This is a genomic window from Candidatus Planktophila lacus (assembly GCF_002287925.1).
GTDB classification, from domain to species: Bacteria; Actinomycetota; Actinomycetes; order Nanopelagicales; family Nanopelagicaceae; genus Planktophila; species Planktophila lacus.
This window is the reverse complement of the sequence record NZ_CP016769.1, coordinates 615,560-631,531: the sequence shown is the minus strand read 5'-3', so window position 1 is coordinate 631,531 and position 15,972 is coordinate 615,560. Positions and strand designations below refer to the sequence as shown.

The 15,972-nt window shown below is 48.4% G+C and carries 13 protein-coding genes and 1 tRNA gene; 1 reads left to right on the top strand and 13 read right to left on the bottom strand.

Features of this window, described 5'->3' with window-relative positions; translation table 11 throughout:
• Positions 1–19: 19 nt before the first annotated feature.
• Entirely contained in the window at positions 20–442 is a 423-nt protein-coding gene (locus tag A1s21148_RS03175; RefSeq protein WP_095671031.1) for a PaaI family thioesterase, read from the top strand.
• Here A1s21148_RS03175 and A1s21148_RS03170 read toward each other — a convergent pair whose 3' ends face one another.
• The 13 genes from A1s21148_RS03170 to A1s21148_RS03110 form a co-directional block, all read right to left on the bottom strand.
• Positions 443–1,162, bottom strand: coding sequence for an ABC transporter ATP-binding protein (locus A1s21148_RS03170; protein WP_095671030.1), 720 nt, complete (start codon positions 1,160–1,162; stop codon positions 443–445).
• The gene (locus A1s21148_RS03165; protein ID WP_095671029.1) at positions 1,152–1,928 is read right to left on the bottom strand and encodes an ABC transporter ATP-binding protein; all 777 of its coding nucleotides are present in this window, start codon (positions 1,926–1,928) and stop codon (positions 1,152–1,154) included. Before A1s21148_RS03165 ends, A1s21148_RS03170 begins: the two co-directional genes overlap by 11 nt.
• Before the next feature lie 2 nt (positions 1,929–1,930).
• Positions 1,931–2,965 carry a branched-chain amino acid ABC transporter permease gene (locus A1s21148_RS03160; protein WP_095671028.1) on the bottom strand — a complete coding sequence of 345 codons (1,035 nt, stop codon included), beginning with the start codon at positions 2,963–2,965 and terminating at the stop codon, positions 1,931–1,933.
• Positions 2,966–2,968: 3 nt separating this feature from the next.
• Positions 2,969–3,919, bottom strand: coding sequence for a branched-chain amino acid ABC transporter permease (locus A1s21148_RS03155; protein ID WP_095671027.1), 951 nt, complete (start codon positions 3,917–3,919; stop codon positions 2,969–2,971).
• 128 nt (positions 3,920–4,047) lie between these two features.
• Complete coding sequence (locus A1s21148_RS03150; RefSeq protein WP_095671026.1) at positions 4,048–5,196, bottom strand: branched-chain amino acid ABC transporter substrate-binding protein; 1,149 nt, start codon at positions 5,194–5,196, stop codon at positions 4,048–4,050.
• A 139-nt stretch (positions 5,197–5,335) separates the two neighbouring features.
• Positions 5,336–5,938: an ANTAR domain-containing response regulator gene (locus tag A1s21148_RS03145; protein WP_095671025.1), complete on the bottom strand. Its 603-nt coding sequence runs from the start codon at positions 5,936–5,938 to the stop codon at positions 5,336–5,338.
• Between the two features lies 1 nt (position 5,939).
• Positions 5,940–6,012 (bottom strand) — tRNA-Leu (locus A1s21148_RS03140).
• 39 nt (positions 6,013–6,051) lie between these two features.
• Positions 6,052–7,491, bottom strand: coding sequence for a pyruvate kinase (gene pyk / locus A1s21148_RS03135; protein WP_095671024.1), 1,440 nt, complete (start codon positions 7,489–7,491; stop codon positions 6,052–6,054).
• A 98-nt stretch (positions 7,492–7,589) separates the two neighbouring features.
• Positions 7,590–9,044, bottom strand: coding sequence for a glutamate synthase subunit beta (locus A1s21148_RS03130; RefSeq protein ID WP_095671023.1), 1,455 nt, complete (start codon positions 9,042–9,044; stop codon positions 7,590–7,592).
• Positions 9,037–13,554, bottom strand: a complete 4,518-nt coding sequence (gene gltB / locus A1s21148_RS03125; RefSeq protein ID WP_095671022.1) for a glutamate synthase large subunit — start codon at positions 13,552–13,554, stop codon at positions 9,037–9,039. The genes A1s21148_RS03130 and gltB overlap by 8 nt, the downstream gene beginning before the upstream one ends.
• 150 nt (positions 13,555–13,704) lie before the next feature.
• The gene (locus A1s21148_RS03120) at positions 13,705–14,427 is read right to left on the bottom strand and encodes a VIT1/CCC1 transporter family protein (RefSeq protein ID WP_095671021.1); all 723 of its coding nucleotides are present in this window, start codon (positions 14,425–14,427) and stop codon (positions 13,705–13,707) included.
• A gap of 41 nt (positions 14,428–14,468) precedes the next feature.
• Positions 14,469–15,278: a prolipoprotein diacylglyceryl transferase gene (gene lgt / locus A1s21148_RS03115; protein WP_095671020.1), complete on the bottom strand. Its 810-nt coding sequence runs from the start codon at positions 15,276–15,278 to the stop codon at positions 14,469–14,471.
• Positions 15,279–15,289: 11 nt separating this feature from the next.
• A complete protein-coding gene (locus tag A1s21148_RS03110; protein WP_095671019.1) occupies positions 15,290–15,970 on the bottom strand; it encodes a DsbA family protein in 681 nt (226 codons plus the stop codon).
• Between the last annotated feature and the right edge of the window lie 2 nt (positions 15,971–15,972).

Genomic DNA, 15,972 nt, shown 5'->3' with positions numbered 1-15,972 from the left:
CAAGTTACTATTTCGAACTATGACGCAGCCAGAAAATACCCCGAACTATCTAGAACTAATTCGCGAACGCGGAAGTGGCGCCCTCGACAAGAAGATGGGGATTGAGATCCTTGAGGCATCCCCTGAGCGCTTAGTTGGACGTATGCCTGTTGAGGGAAATACTCAACCAATTGGTTTGCTACATGGTGGTGCAAATGTCGTTTTGGCTGAATCGCTAGGTTCTATAGGGACCCAATTAAATGCTGGACCTAACCGCAGAATTGTTGGCGTTGATATCAACGCCACTCATCACAAATCGGCTATGTCAGGATATGTGACTGGCGTTGCCACAGCGGTATCAATAGGAAAAACCTTGTGTGTATACGAAGTTGTGATTACCAACGAGCAGGGTCAACGTACTTGTTCTGCACGTATTACCTGCATGATCCTTGCTGAAAGATAATTAGTGAGCGCCAGTACCGAGGTAGGCTTCGCGTACAGCAGGATCGTTAAGAAGATCTGAAGCCTTAGCTTCCTTAACAACGTTTCCGGTCTCAAGAATGTAGGCGCGGTGTGCGCGTTGCAACGCTTGCTGTGCATTCTGTTCCACGAGAAGAATTGTTACACCGGTCTTATTGATCTCGGTGATGATGCGGAAGATATTTGCAATCATCTGAGGTGCTAGACCCATTGAAGGCTCATCGAGGAGAAGTACTTTTGGACGAGCCATTAGTGCACGGCCAATTGCGAGCATCTGTTGTTCTCCACCAGATAAAGTTCCGCCGGCTTGTGAGACGCGTTCTTTCAAACGTGGAAAGAGCGTGTAGACCTTATCTAGATCTTCGGCCATCTCGTTTTTACGGTTATGGCGATGGAACTTACCCATTTCTAGGTTTTCCAAAACTGTCATACCTGGGAAAATTCCGCGGCCTTCTGGTGCTTGCGATAGACCGAGATCCACACGCTTGTGCGCAGGAACGTTAGAGATATCTTGACCATCAAAAATGATCTGACCAGTTGTGACAGGACGAAGACCTGAAATTGTCTTAAGCATTGTTGTCTTGCCGGCTCCGTTAGCGCCGATGAGAGTAACAATTTCGCCTTCATTAACAACGATTGATACGCCCTTGATCGCTTCAATCTTGCCGTAGTGAACGTGTAGATCTTTAATTTCAAGACGCATCTGCAGGTACTCCTAGGTAAGCCTCAATAACGCGAGGGTCGTTTTGTACTTCAGCTGGTGAACCATCAGCGATCTTGGTTCCAAAATCAAGAACAGCAACGCGATCTGAAATTCCCATGATCAGCGACATATCGTGCTCGATCAAAAGAACTGTGTAGCCAGCATCGCGAACTTTCTTTATAGTTGCCGCAAGTTCAACCTTTTCTTGTGGGTTAAAACCTGCAGCAGGCTCATCAAGAAGCAATAACTTGGGTGAAGTTCCCATAGCACGAGCGATTTCAAGACGACGCTGAACACCGTAAGGCAAGTTACGGGCTAAGCGATCTGAGTATTCATCGATTCCGATGAACTCAAGAATTTCGTGCGCCTTAGCTCGGTTCTCGCGTTCTTCGCGACGAGCACGAGGTGTTCCAAAGAGAGCCGAAATTAGGCCGCTCTTCTTATGAACATCGGTTGCAGTAATGACATTTTCAAGCGTTGTCATATCTCCGAATAAGCGAATGTTCTGGAAAGTGCGAGCGATACCAAGACCGGTGATCTGATAGCGCTTCTTGCCACCGATCTTTTGGCCATCAAAATTAATTGAACCAGAAGTTGCTTGGTAGACGCCGGTGATCACGTTAAAGACAGTTGTCTTTCCCGCACCGTTAGGGCCGATCAGGGCGAGAATTTCACCTTCGCGAACCTCAAGATTTACTTCATTAAGCGCTGTAACTCCACCGAACTTCATGGTGAGGTTTTCCAGATTTAAAAGAACTTTAGCCATCTTTAATTCGCCCCTTTCTTAACAATCGCTTTTTCGCGTTTCTTTCGCGGTAGTAGGCCATCTGGGCGGAAGTTCATAACAACAACAAGAACTAAGCCGAAGACTAAGAGGCGAGCATCTGAGATAAAGCGGATGCGATCTGGGAGGTAACCAAGAATTGTTGCACCGATAATTACGCCCCAGATATTTCCGATTCCACCAAATACCACGCAGGCAAGGATAAGAATTGAAACGTTTAGGGTAAACATTTCAGGTGCGATAAAGAGGTTCTTTGAAGCGTAGAGAACGCCGGCGGCGCCACCAATTGCAGCGCCGAGAGTAAATGACCAGATCTTGTACTTAAGAGTTGGTACACCCATCAACTCTGCAGCATCTTCATCTTGGCGGATCGCTTCCCAAGCGCGGCCTGGACGACGAACTGATAGGCGGCGGATCATCCAGATCGTAAGCAGAATCATAATTAGAACAACCCAGAAGAAGACTTTCTGATCATCTAATTTGAATTTAAGCGGTCCGATATCAGGTGGCATCGGAACGTTTGCAATTCCGTTTGGACCTTTGCTCCATGAAGAGTTGAGAAGAACAAGGCGAACGATCTCACCAAAGCCCAAGGTAACGATGGCGAGGTAATCACCACGTAAGCGAAGTGTTGGTAGACCAAGGATGACGCCTGCGAGCATCGCAAAGGCGATACCGAAAGGCATGATCTCCCAAGTATTTAAACCGGTTGTTGTACCCATAATCGCCATCGTGTAAGCACCGATTGCGAAGAAGGCAACGTAACCAAGATCGAGCATTCCGGACTTACCAACAACAATATTTAAGCCCAGCGCCATAAGAACGAAGACTGCAACTGGATAGACAAGTACCGCGTCATAAGCTGCGATTGGTGTTGCTAGAAATGATGCTCCAGCAAATGGCAGTAGCCCAACTAAGAAAATTGTTGTAACTGCGATTAGTACTCGGGCTGGTCGGCCTGAGCGCTCCCAGATTCCTGCGCCCCAATCGCGGAGGTTCCAATAGTTTCTAATTTTCATGAGTTATGCCCTCGTTGTCTGAACGGCTTCACCGAATAAACCATTCGGCTTAAAGAGAAGGACTAGAACTAGAACGATAAAGACGGTAACCGCTTTCCACTGTGTTCCAAGAACTGCAGAGGCATAAACTTCAAGAAGTCCAAGCGCGAGCCCACCGTAGAAAGCGCCACGGATATTTCCGATTCCACCGATTACTGCGGCGGTAAAGGCGGCGAGGCCCATAGTGAAACCAATGTTGAACTTGGTGTATTCAAATACTGTTATGTAGAAGAAGCTGGCCGCACCTGTTGCAAGTCCACCGACCAAGAAGGTGGCGGTGATAACGCGGTTTAGATTTACACCCATTAGCTTTGCAGCGTCTTCATTCATTGATACTGCGCGAATCGCTTTACCCATACGAGAGAGCTTTACGAAGCGTTCAAGAATGATATAGATAATCGCTGCAGCGATGATTGTGATAACGGTATCGAGGCGAATGTTGGCGCCCCAAACTTCAGTGAGAATTGTCTTCTCTAGTACTCGTGGAGATCCAACCGGACGAGAGTCGGTAAGTAGGCGCATGATCTCTGATAAGACGATGGAAATTCCGATCGCTGAAATCAGAGTCGCTAAACGGTTGGTGCCTCTCATGCGCAAGCGACGGTAGGCCACGTACTCAACAAATACTGCAGTGAGTCCTGCTACGAGCATCGACATGAGCAAACTCGACAATAGGACAAGGGCGAGTTTGAACCCTGTTGCAGGTTCGGAGACCTGTGTGTACTTAAAGATATCGCGCGAGGTGATGACTGTGCCGAAAGTTCCCCACATAAAAATTTCTGAGTTAGCGAAGTTGATCATGCGTAAGACACCGTAAACCATGGTGTATCCGAGCGAGATCAAAACGTAGATAAAACCTAACGCCAGCCCTGCAATCGTTAGGGCCCAGAACTGATCAATCAGTACCGCAAACATGAATCTCCTTCAGTAACTTCAATTCGGTCATTCTATGCTCTCAAATTATGCAATTGGTGGGTGCCTCGCCTCTCTCTTTCGAGAGATTAAAAGCACCCACCAACCTTTAATGCATCAGGTCTATCTAATTACTTGATAATACCTGTGTTAACTAGAACGCCATCCTTTGATGTGAATCCAGCAAAGAGACCGTATGAAACGTCACCGTTCTTATCGAACTTGATGGTGTTTCCTGAAACGCTCTTACCGTTGTAGGCCTTAACGAACTTGAGCATTGCTGCACGAGTTGTCTTTCCAGCCTTGATTCCTTCAAGAAGGATATTTGCAGCATCGAATGATTCAACTGAGTAAACACCAGATGAAACGCCCATTTGCTTCTTGAAATCAGCCTCAAGCTTTGTGCTGATTCCTGCAAGTCCGCCTACACCTGTAACGCGTGAACCTTCAGCAGATGCTCCCGCAAGCTTTGGGAACTCCTGGTTGAAGACTCCATCGCCACCAGCGAAGATCGCTGTTGAACCTGAGTCACGAAGCTGCTTTACGAAAATAGCAGCTTGGCTGTAGTAGCCGGTGTAGATAACAACATTTGCTGCAGATGTCTTGATCTTTGCAATTGTTGGGCTGAAATCTGTAGTTGTGTTTGGAACTGAGTCAGTTCCTACAACAGATGCTCCAGCAACCTTCTTCAGACCACCAGTTACATAGCCTGCCAATGGCACGCCGTATGCAGACTGGTCATCGAACACGAATACCTTTGCATTTGCTACACCCTTTGTTGCGTACTTAGCCAACGCTGGACCCTGCAAGTCATCCTTACCAACTACGCGGTGGAAAACTGGTCCACCGAAGTCAGGTGATGCTGGATCTGTAATTGATACGCGTGTTGCTGAAGGAGAGATCATTACTAGTGATCCAGCCTTGTAGTAAGGAAGTGAAGCAATTGTTGCACCTGAGTAAGCAGGTCCTACAACGCCAAGAACGCTCTTGTTATTGCCAACGCCTGGAGCAACTGTTGATGCAACAGCTGGATCTCCTTGGTCATCAACTGAAAGAACCTTGATCTTGATGTTCTTGTTCTTTGCCATGAATAGCTTTGCGGCATACTTAACGGCGTTCTGCTCATCGATACCAGTTGATGCTTCTCCACCTGAAAGTGGACCCTGGTATGCGATTGTGTAAGTCTTTGTTGCTGCTGATGCTGATGTTGATGCAAATACGCCTAGTGAAAGCGCAGCTGCGGCAACGATAGCGACAGAAGCTTTGATCTTCTTGTTCATGTATTGCCTTCCTGTTTTTTCTTGCATGTGTCCCGGGACAGGGAGGCTGAAAGTGTAAAGGGGGTGAGGAAGATCTATCAACCCAGGGTTAAGCCTGCCAATGTAAAGGTTTGGTTACTTTTGAGCCTTTCCTGAGAGTTCAGTGGCCAGGTACAGCATCTGGGGAGATAACGGCTGCGGCGACCTCTTTCATGGTCAGCCGGCGATCCATCGCAGCGCGCTGGATCCAAGAAAAGGCCTCAGGTTCAGAGAGGTTCAAGGCCTGCATCAATATTCCCTTTGCGCGATCAATCAATTTACGAGTTTCAAGTCGCTCGTGAAGATCTGCAACTTCATCGGCAAGTGATCGCATCTGCATATGTCTACTAATTGCAATTTCGATTGCAGGCACAAGGTCACCTATCGAAAATGGTTTTACAACGTAGGCCATAACGCCGGCGTCTCGTGCACGTTCTACGAGTTCGCGTTGTGAAAATGCGGTCAACATAAGAACTGGTGCAATATCAATTATCTTTTCTGCTGCTGATATTCCATCCAGCACCGGCATCTTCACATCAAGAATTACTAAATCTGGTTTATGTAACTGTGCGAGTTCAATCGCCTGGGCACCATCTGCAGCTTCTGCTACAACTTCATAACCTGCTTCGCGCAACATTTCGACTAAGTCCATACGGATCAGCGCTTCATCCTCGGCTACAAGAATTCTTACTGGAGACTTTTCCGCGCTACTAGTCGTTGTCATGTGCCTCGAGTCGGATTCGAACCGACACTATGCAGTGTTTGAGACTGCCCTCTCTACCGTTGGAGTACCGAGGCTCTTTGCAATTCCCTTACAGGAAAGTTACAAGCCAAATCTTAACGGTATGCAGGAGCAGCGCCACTCACGGCATCGCCCACGCGGTGAACGCGCATAGCGTTCGTTGATCCTGGAATTCCAGGAGGTGAACCAGCGACGATCACGACTAGTTCACCTTCAACGCAGCGCTTAGATTTGATCAAGAGGGTATCGGCCTGCATAACCATTTCATCGGTGTGCTTAACCATCGGCGTTAACTCTGGTTCTACTCCCCAGTCCAGCGCCATTCGGTTATATGTGCCAACTTCAGGGGTAAATGCCAAGATCGGAATTGGAGAACGAAGTCGCGCAGTGCGGCGCGCAGAATCTCCGGATTGCGTGAAGGTAACCAAATATTTAGCGCCAACAATTGCGCCGACTTCAGTTGCAGCCTTGGTGATCGCACCGCCCTTTGTCTTAGGCGCTGATTTCATCGGGCGGATCATATCCATGCCGCCTTCTTCAGTATGGCTGATGATGCGAGCCATAGTTTGAACAGCTTCGATAGCGAATTCGCCAACCGATGTTTCGCCAGAGAGCATCAAGGCATCTGCGCCATCTAGAACTGCATTTGCACAGTCTGTTGCTTCCGCGCGAGTTGGACGAGAGTTTGTAATCATCGAATCAAGCATCTGGGTTGCAACGATTACCGGTTTAGCAGCTTCGCGCGCTAGTTCGATGCAATGCTTTTGCACAAGAGGAACTTCTTCAATCGGGAGTTCAACACCGAGGTCACCGCGAGCCACCATGATGCCGTCAAAGGCGTTAACAATCTCCTGCAAGTTTGCAACTGCCTGAGGCTTTTCAATCTTTGCAATTACGGGAACGCGGATACCAACTTCATCCATAATTTTATGAACATCAACAATATCTTCAGCGCTGCGCACAAATGAAAGCGCAATGAAGTCAGCGCCGGCATTTAGCCCCCAGCGAAGGTCCTCTTTATCTTTTTCAGAGAGCGCTGGAACTGAAACGGCGACGCCTGGCAAGTTAATTCCTTTGTTGTTGCTAACGGCGCCCGGCTCGATAACTTTGGTTACGACATCGTTGCCTTTTACCTCAGTAACTTCAACGGTAACTTTTCCATCGTCGATGAGAATGCGATCTCCTGGCTTGCAATCTCCAGGTAGGCCTTTGTAAGTAGTACCGACGCGCTCTTTAGTGCCTTCTACTTCATCAGTAGTAATTGTGAAGATATCTCCGCGAGATAGATCATGTGGGCCGGCCTTAAAGCGAGCTAAGCGAATCTTTGGTCCTTGTAGATCTACGAGAATCGCAACAGGTTTTCCTGCCTCTTTCGCAGCTGCGCGGACTTCATTAAGTCGGCTCTGGTGTTCTTCATAGCCGCCATGAGAGAGATTGAGGCGAGCCATATTCATACCGGCTGCAATCAACTCACGAACTTTTTCGGGTGATTCAACGGCTGGACCCATTGTGCAGACAATCTTCGCGCGACGCATGTGGCTACCTTATCTAATCGTTTAACTACTGGACAGTTTGGAGGAAGAGATTTAAGCCACCGCGGCTTTAGACCGCTGAGACTTTAAACCACCTCGCCTTAAACCATTAGGGAGCGATCAGTCGGTTCGATCGGTGAAGGCAGTTGGCTCTCGCCTTCTAAATAAGTATCGACTCCCGCTGCTGCGCTTCGCCCTTCAGCGATTGCCCAAACAATTAGAGATTGACCACGACCGGCATCTCCAGCAACGAAAATTCCTTCTTCGCTGGTCTGGAAGTTGGCATCGCGTTTAATGTTTCCGCGCTCATCTAATTCAACGTTGAGTTGAGTTAGTAGCGCTGACTTTTCTGGACCAGTAAAGCCCATTGCAAGAAATACAAAATCAGCAGGTATTTCTTTCTCTGTTCCTGGAACTGGCTCAAACTTTCCATTTTCAAACTTTGTCTCAACGAGTTTGATCGCCTTTACGTTGCCGTTTCCATCACCGATAAATTCTTCAGTACTAACTGCAAAGAGTCGGTTATCCAACTCTTCATGAGCAGAAGAAACTCGGTAGATCATTGGGTAAGTTGGCCAAGGTTGTGATGATGGGCGTTCTTCAGTTGGGCGAGGCATGATCTCAAGTTGAGTAACGCTTGCTGCGCCTTGGCGGATTGAAGTTCCCAAGCAATCTGCGCCCGTATCTCCCCCACCAAGAATTACTACATGCTTACCTGCAACGTTGATATCAGGGTTTACAACTTCACCAAGTGCTTGCTTATTGCCCCAAGGCAAGAACTCCATCGCCTGATAGATGCCCTTATTTTCACGACCTTTAATCGGAAGATCGCGCCATTGGGTTGCACCAACGGCAAGAACTATTGCATCGTACTTCTTGCGCAGGTCACTTCCAGTTAGCTCAACTCCCACGTTTACTCCAGGACGGAAGCGAGTTCCTTCCTTCTCCATCTGAGTTAAACGGCGATCCAGAATGTTCTTCTCCATCTTAAATTCAGGAATTCCGTAGCGAAGAAGTCCACCGATCTTGTCGGCGCGTTCATAAACGGCAACGGTATGTCCGGCACGAGTTAGCTGTTGTGCAGCAGCTAGTCCAGCAGGGCCGGAACCAATTACTGCAACAGTCTTACCAGTCAATCTTTCTGGAGCGAGCGGCTTTACATTTCCGGCACCGAAGGCTTCTTCAATTGTGCGCAGTTCTACCTGCTTGATTGTTACTGCATCAGCGTTAATTCCAACGACGCACGCAGTCTCGCAAGGTGCTGGGCAGAGGCGACCTGTGAATTCTGGGAAGTTATTTGTTGCGTGAAGGCGATCGATAGCTTCTTCTTTATCGCCGCGCCAGATCAAGTCATTCCACTCGGGAATCAAATTTCCCAGTGGGCAACCTTGATGACAGAAAGGAATGCCGCAATCCATGCAACGACCTGCCTGCTTCTGCAAGTGCTCCATGCTCTGTGGTTCGTAAACCTCATGCCAATCTTTGATACGTACATCAACTGGACGGCGCTTTGGAGTCTCGCGCGGCGTAGTTAGAAATCCCTTTGGATCAGCCATTTGCTGCAACCTCCATTACATATTGATCAACCGGTAAGCCATCTTTTGTAGCGCGTTCAATGGCCGCTAAGACGCGCGCGTAGTCGCGTGGCATTACCAACGAGATGCGATTTAGCGCAGCGTTCCAATCTGCAAGAAGCGCGGAAGCAACTTCTGATCCAGTCTCGGTAAAGAAGTCAGAGACCAGAGCCTTTAGCGACTCCTTCTGATCTTCTGGAACCGCCAAGATGTCGACGAGTTCGCCGTTAACTTGTGCAGGATTTAGATCCAAAACAAATGCGCGGCCGCCAGACATACCTGCTGCAAAATTACGTCCGGTGCGACCCAGTACAACAACGGTGCCACCAGTCATGTATTCGCAACCGTGATCTCCGATTCCTTCGACGACTGCAGTTGCGCCTGAGTTACGAACACAGAATCTTTCACCGACCAAGCCACGAATATAGATCTGGCCTGATGTGGATCCATAACCGATTACGTTTCCGGCGATTACGTTTTCATGAGATGCAAAGGTCGCTCTTTCATCTGGACGAACTATTACGCGACCGCCAGAAATACCTTTACCTACGTAGTCATTGCTATCGCCATACATACGAATAACAACTCCTCGAGGCAAGAACGCTCCAAGTGACTGTCCAGCAGAGCCATGCAGAGTTACATCGATCGTGCCAATTGGTAATCCGTCAGCGCCGTAACGTCTTGTGACTTCTGCACCCAACATCGTGCCAACTGTTCGGTTCACATTTCGAACTGGCAGGTCGATACGAACGCTTTCACCCTTATCGAGTGCCGGGGCGGAGAGTTCAATCAACTTATTGTCGAGCGCTGCAGCTAATCCATGATCTTGCACTGTTGTGCGGTGCAGAGGTGAATCCACATCTGGGCGTACTAGTAGTGGTGCTAGATCCAGGCCGCTGGCTTTCCAGTGATTTACCGCATCGCGAGTGTCGAGATATTCAACGTGACCGATCGCCTCTTGCATTGTGCGGAAACCAAGGCTGGCCAAAATTTCACGTACTTCTTCCGCGATGTACTCGAAGAAAGTTTCGACAAACTCTGGCTTGCCGGTAAATTTCTTACGTAGCTCTGGATTTTGTGTTGCCACACCAACTGGACAGGTATCCAAGTGACAGACGCGCATCATTACGCAACCAGAAACGACTAGCGGCGCGGTAGCAAAACCGTATTCTTCGGCGCCCAGTAACGCTGCGATAACAACATCGCGACCCGTCTTTAGCTGACCATCTGCTTGTACAACGATGCGATCGCGCAGACCATTTAACAGAAGCGTCTGCTGCGTTTCGGCAAGACCTAACTCCCAAGGAGCACCAGCATGTTTAAGTGAAGTAAGTGGTGATGCACCAGTTCCGCCATCATGACCGGAGATCAGAACAACATCAGCATGCGCCTTGCTAACTCCTGCAGCAACGGTGCCGACACCGACTTCAGCAACCAGTTTGACGTGAATACGTGCATTCTTATTGGCATTCTTCAAATCGTGGATCAGTTGTGCCAGATCTTCGATTGAGTAAATATCGTGATGTGGTGGTGGTGAAATCAAGCCAACACCTGGAGTTGAGTAACGCACCTTTGCAATCCATGGATAAACCTTGTTGCCGGGCAACTGTCCGCCTTCACCGGGCTTTGCACCTTGCGCAATTTTGATTTGAATATCATCGGCGTTAACAAGGTAGTTGCTTGTTACTCCGAAACGTCCGCTAGCAACCTGCTTAATCGCACTGCGCTTGGAATCGCCATTTTCCATTGGGGTAAAGCGCGATGGATCTTCTCCGCCTTCGCCAGTATTTGATTTGGCGCCGAGTCGGTTCATGGCAATTGCTAAAGTTTCATGAACTTCTTGTGAGACCGAGCCCCATGACATCGCACCTGTTGAGAAGCGCTTGACGATCTCAGAAATTGGTTCAACTTCATCGATAGAAATTGCCGGACGAACACCCTCATTAAATGCAAAGAGTCCGCGTAGAGTCATTAGCTCTTTACTCTGGCCATCGACCTTGCTGGTGTAACGCTTGAAGATGTCGTAGCGCTTTGAACGAGTTGAGTGCTGCAACGCAAAGACAGTCTCTGGATTAAATAGATGTGGTTCGCCATCGCGACGCCATTGGTATTCGCCACCGATTGGCAGGCGCTTTGAACCTGGGATCGCTCCCCCAGGTGGATATGCAATGTGGTGGCGCGCCAAAGTTTCTTCAGCGATTGTGTCGAGGCTGATTCCACCAAGACGTGAAGTGGTACCAACAAAGTATTCATCGACAACTTCTTGAGAAAGTCCGATCGCTTCGAATACCTGCGCTCCGGTGTAAGAGGCGATCGTCGAAATACCCATCTTCGACATAACCTTGAGAACGCCTTTTCCTAAACTCTTAATAATGTTGCGAACAGCCTTTTCGGGAGTAATGCCAGTGATTACGCCTTGCAGGACTAAATCTTCAGCAGATTCCATCGCAAGATACGGGTTAACTGCGGCTGCGCCGTAACCAATAAGAAGAGCCACATGGTGAACTTCGCGAACATCGCCTGCTTCAACAACTAAACCAACCTTGGTGCGAGTCTTTTCGCGAATTAAATGGTGGTGAACTGCCGCAGTTAAGAGAAGAGAAGGAATTGGCGCATCTTCGGCATCGCCATCGCGATCGGATAGAACAATAATGCGCGCTCCTGCAGAAATTGCATCAGATACTTCGCGCTTAATCTCTTCTAGACGAGTGTGCAAAGTATTTCCATCGCCGGATACTGGAAAGAGTCCGCGAACAACGTAGGCAGATAAACCTGGATGGTCGCCATCAGCATTTACGTGGATGATCTTGGCAAGTTCATCATTATCGATAACTGGGAAGGCGAGCGAGATCTGACGGCAAGATGAAGGACCTGGATCAAGCAAATTATGTTCTGGACCAATTGATCCGCCCAGACTTGTGACAAGTTCTTCACGGATTGCATCAAGTGGAGGATTTGTTACTTGTGCAAAGAGCTGTGAGAAGTAATCAAAGAGCAGACGTGGTTTTTCAGAGAGCGCTGCGATTGGAGTATCGGTACCCATTGAGCCGAGCGCTTCCATGCCGTTCTTAGCCATTGGAGTAACCAAGATGCGCAATTCTTCTTCGGTATAACCGAAGGCGCGTTGGCGACGGACAACAGATGAATGCGGATAAATAATGTGTTCGCGAGAAGGAAGATCAGATAGCTTCATCATTCCGGCGTGTAACCATTCACCATATGGCGCAGCATCAGCCAACGAATCTTTTATCTCATCATCTTCAATAATTCGCCCGGCTTCAATATCAACTAGGAACATCTTGCCTGGCTGCAAGCGACCCTTACGAACAATCTTTTCAGCAGGGAAATCGAGAACACCGACTTCAGATGCAAGAACAACTAGCCCATCATCGGTAACCCAGAAACGTGATGGACGTAGCCCGTTACGATCTAGAACTGCACCAACTTGATGCCCATCTGTGAAAGTTACACATGCTGGACCATCCCATGGCTCCATAAGAGATGCATGGAAGGCGTAAAAGTCGCGACGTTTCTGCGACATCGTTGTGTGATTTTCCCACGCTTCCGGAATCATCATCAAAACTGAATGTGGCAAAGATCGTCCACCTAGGTAGAGAAGTTCTAGAACTTCATCAAAGGAAGCAGAGTCACTGCCGGACATTTCCACGATAGGAAAGAGGCGGCTGAGGTCTCCAGGAATTAACTCGCTAGCAAGAAGTGATTCGCGGGCGCGCATCCAGTTGCGATTTCCCTTAACGGTATTGATCTCACCGTTGTGAGCAATAAATCGGTATGGATGGGCAAGTGGCCACGAAGGAAATGTATTTGTAGAAAAGCGTGAGTGAACAAGTGCAAGCGGAGATACCACGCGCACATCGCTTAGATCCGGGAAGAACTCTTCGAGCTGTCCTGTTGTAAGCATTCCTTTGTAAACAATTGTCTGTGAAGAAAGTGATGGGAAGTAAAGATCGAGTGAATGTTCAGCGCGTTTTCTAAGGCAGAAGGCGAGACGATCTAACGCAATTCCTGATTCGTCTTTATTGCCGGCAAGAAAGACCTGTTCAAACTTTGGCATAACTGAAACTGCAGTCTTGCCAAGTGATTTCGCATTGATTGGAAGATCGCGCCAACCGAGAACAGTTAGGCCTTCCTCCGCTGCGATCTTCGCAATTTCTGATCGAACTTCGGCACCTTGTGCAACAAATGCAATACCTGTTGCGTAGTGGCCTTCAGCGGGAAGTTTAAAGTCGGTAACTGCGCGATAGAAAGCATCTGGAACGCGAATCAAAATTCCTGCGCCATCACCGCTATCTGGTTCAGCACCTGATGCGCCGCGGTGTTCTAAATTACGTAGAGCGGTAAGCGCCTTTTCAACAATCTCATGTGTAGCAACTTTATTTAGAGTAGCAACCATTGCAACGCCGCATGCATCATGCTCGTTTGCGGGATCGTAGAGACCCTGTTGTGTTGGGTAATTAGATGGAAGAGCCATCAGTTACACGCTCCTGTTGCTCACACTTAATTGTTGAAAGAGTGGGACAACTTTGGCCCGAAAGAGCCACCGCGAGCGGTGGTAGATGCAAAAGGGTAGCAACTGTTGGCGGTATTCGGCACTCCCGAATTAGCCTGCGCGAGAGTGAGTTTAGATACCGCTCAAATGGAGCGCCTGGCCGATTCCAGCGGTAATTGCCATGCCGATACACCCGCCCACGATCACGCGAAGAGTCGGAGCGAGGATCTTTGAGCCTGCCGTCTTTGCGCTCAGGATTCCGGTCAGAGTTAAACCAATAATGGTGAAAGCGACAATTGTTGCTGCCGCTTTTCCTGGAGTTGGAGCAAAGGCGCCAACGAATGGGATTAATCCTCCAGCGGTGAATGCTGCAGCAGATGCCATCGCTGCTTGGACAGGTCGGGCTTTAGTGTGAGGAAACTGTCCGAGCTCATCGCGCAGATGTGCTTCTAAAGGATCGCGATCGTGCATCGCCTTTGCAACTTGCATTGCGAGTTCTGGCGTTAGCCCACGTTCGATATAGATATGTTGCAGTTCGATAAGTTCTGACTCAGGATCAATTGCTAGATGTTGCATCTCCAAGACACGATCAGATTCTTCAACATCATTTTGTGAACGAACTGAAACGTATTCACCAACAGCCATCGACATCGCTCCCGCAGCAATTCCTGCGGCGCCTGCAGTAATCAAGAACGCTTGTGCGTCTACTCCGCCAGCTTTCGCTGCGGATACACCAATCATTAGCGATGCGGTAGAAACTAAACCATCATTTGCACCAAGAACTGCAGCGCGTAACCAACCTGCGCGATGAGTGCGGTGATGTAGATTTCTACGGTAAACATCTTCAAGTGCCATATTTACAGCCTATCGGATCAATGCGGAAAAACTGCGAAGGTTTAGGCCTTATCGCGGGCGCGTAGTCGGAGGAAAACTAGCGCAGAAACCATCACTAGCCCCATGCTCACCCATTGATTTATCCGAAGCCCGGCAAAGTTATGTGCTGGATCAATACGGATAGATTCGATAAAGAAGCGGCCCAGCGAATAGCTAAATACATATGCCGCGAAGGTGCAACCAGCAGACCAGTGTTTCGATGCGCCCATCAATATGAAGGCGATCAAAGTGCACCAGATCGCTTCGTAGAGAAATGTTGGGTGAAATGTTTCAACGAGGCCATATCCACTTGGTCGATATTTATATGGAATTGATAATCCCCACCAAGTATCTAGCGGGCGACCAAAGAGTTCGGCGTTAAACCAATTTCCAAATCGACCAATCGCTTGAGCAAGGAGAATTCCTGGAGCAATTGCATCAAGAAAGACTCCAAAACTCGGCAAACTCATTGTGCGCGCTAGTCTTCTATAAGAGTAGAACGCTCCCAGCGCACCGAGTGATATCGCGCCCCAAATTCCAAGCCCACCCTGCCAAATCTTTAATATCGCAAGGAGTTCGCCATCTGCACCGAAGAAATCTTCTGGTGTTGTTATTACGTGATAGAGCCTTCCACCAATAATTCCGGAGGGCACTGCGATCACTGCGACTTCAGAGACAACGCCTCTTAACGATTCATCACGAGAAGCAAGGCGCTTATTGCCTAGCCAAATTGCAATAGCAATTCCAGCAATTATGCAGAGCGCATAGAAATGAACGGTGAAAGGCCCGATTGATACTTCCGAAATAGAGGGAGTAGGTATCGAGCGATTCATGCGGAATCTAGTTAGGCTTTTTCAACCGCAAGCATAAAGTCAGCAAGGCTTCCATATGCAGTGTTGCGATCTATTTCCTTACCGTTGATCAAAACCGTTGGAGTTGAGTTGATATTTCGCTTCGATCCTTCTTCCGCAACGTTCTTAACCCAACCCATGTAATCCTGGCCTGTTACGCACTTGTCGTAATCGCTGCTAGAAATTCCTAGACCGATTCCAAGAGTTGCAAAATACTGAGATGTCCAAGCACCTGTATTTTCGGCAGGCTGGTTAGCGTAGAGAGTTTTATGGAATTCTAGGAATTTTCCTTGATCTGCAGAACATGCTGCTGCATTTGCTGCAATCTGTGATTCACCGCCTAGGAAGGAGAGCATGTGGAATGCCACCTTGGCCTTCTTTGTAGCAATTAACTCTTCGATGTAAGGACCGCTAATCGCTTCAAAGCGTGCGCAAGCCGGACACTGGAAGTCTTCGTAAATTTCGATAAATGGAACATCTGTTAATTCGCTGTTAAAGACCAACCCATAACCATCATTTACTGAGGCGGTAGCAGGAATTGCAGCAGTGGAATCGCCTTGCTTAGAGAGAACTGTTGGCACCAGCATGATTAAAGCTACTCCAACCACAACTGCAACTACGAGGTTACGTGTGAAGTTATCTTTTCCGCCGTTTGATTTTTTCGCTTGTGCCATCT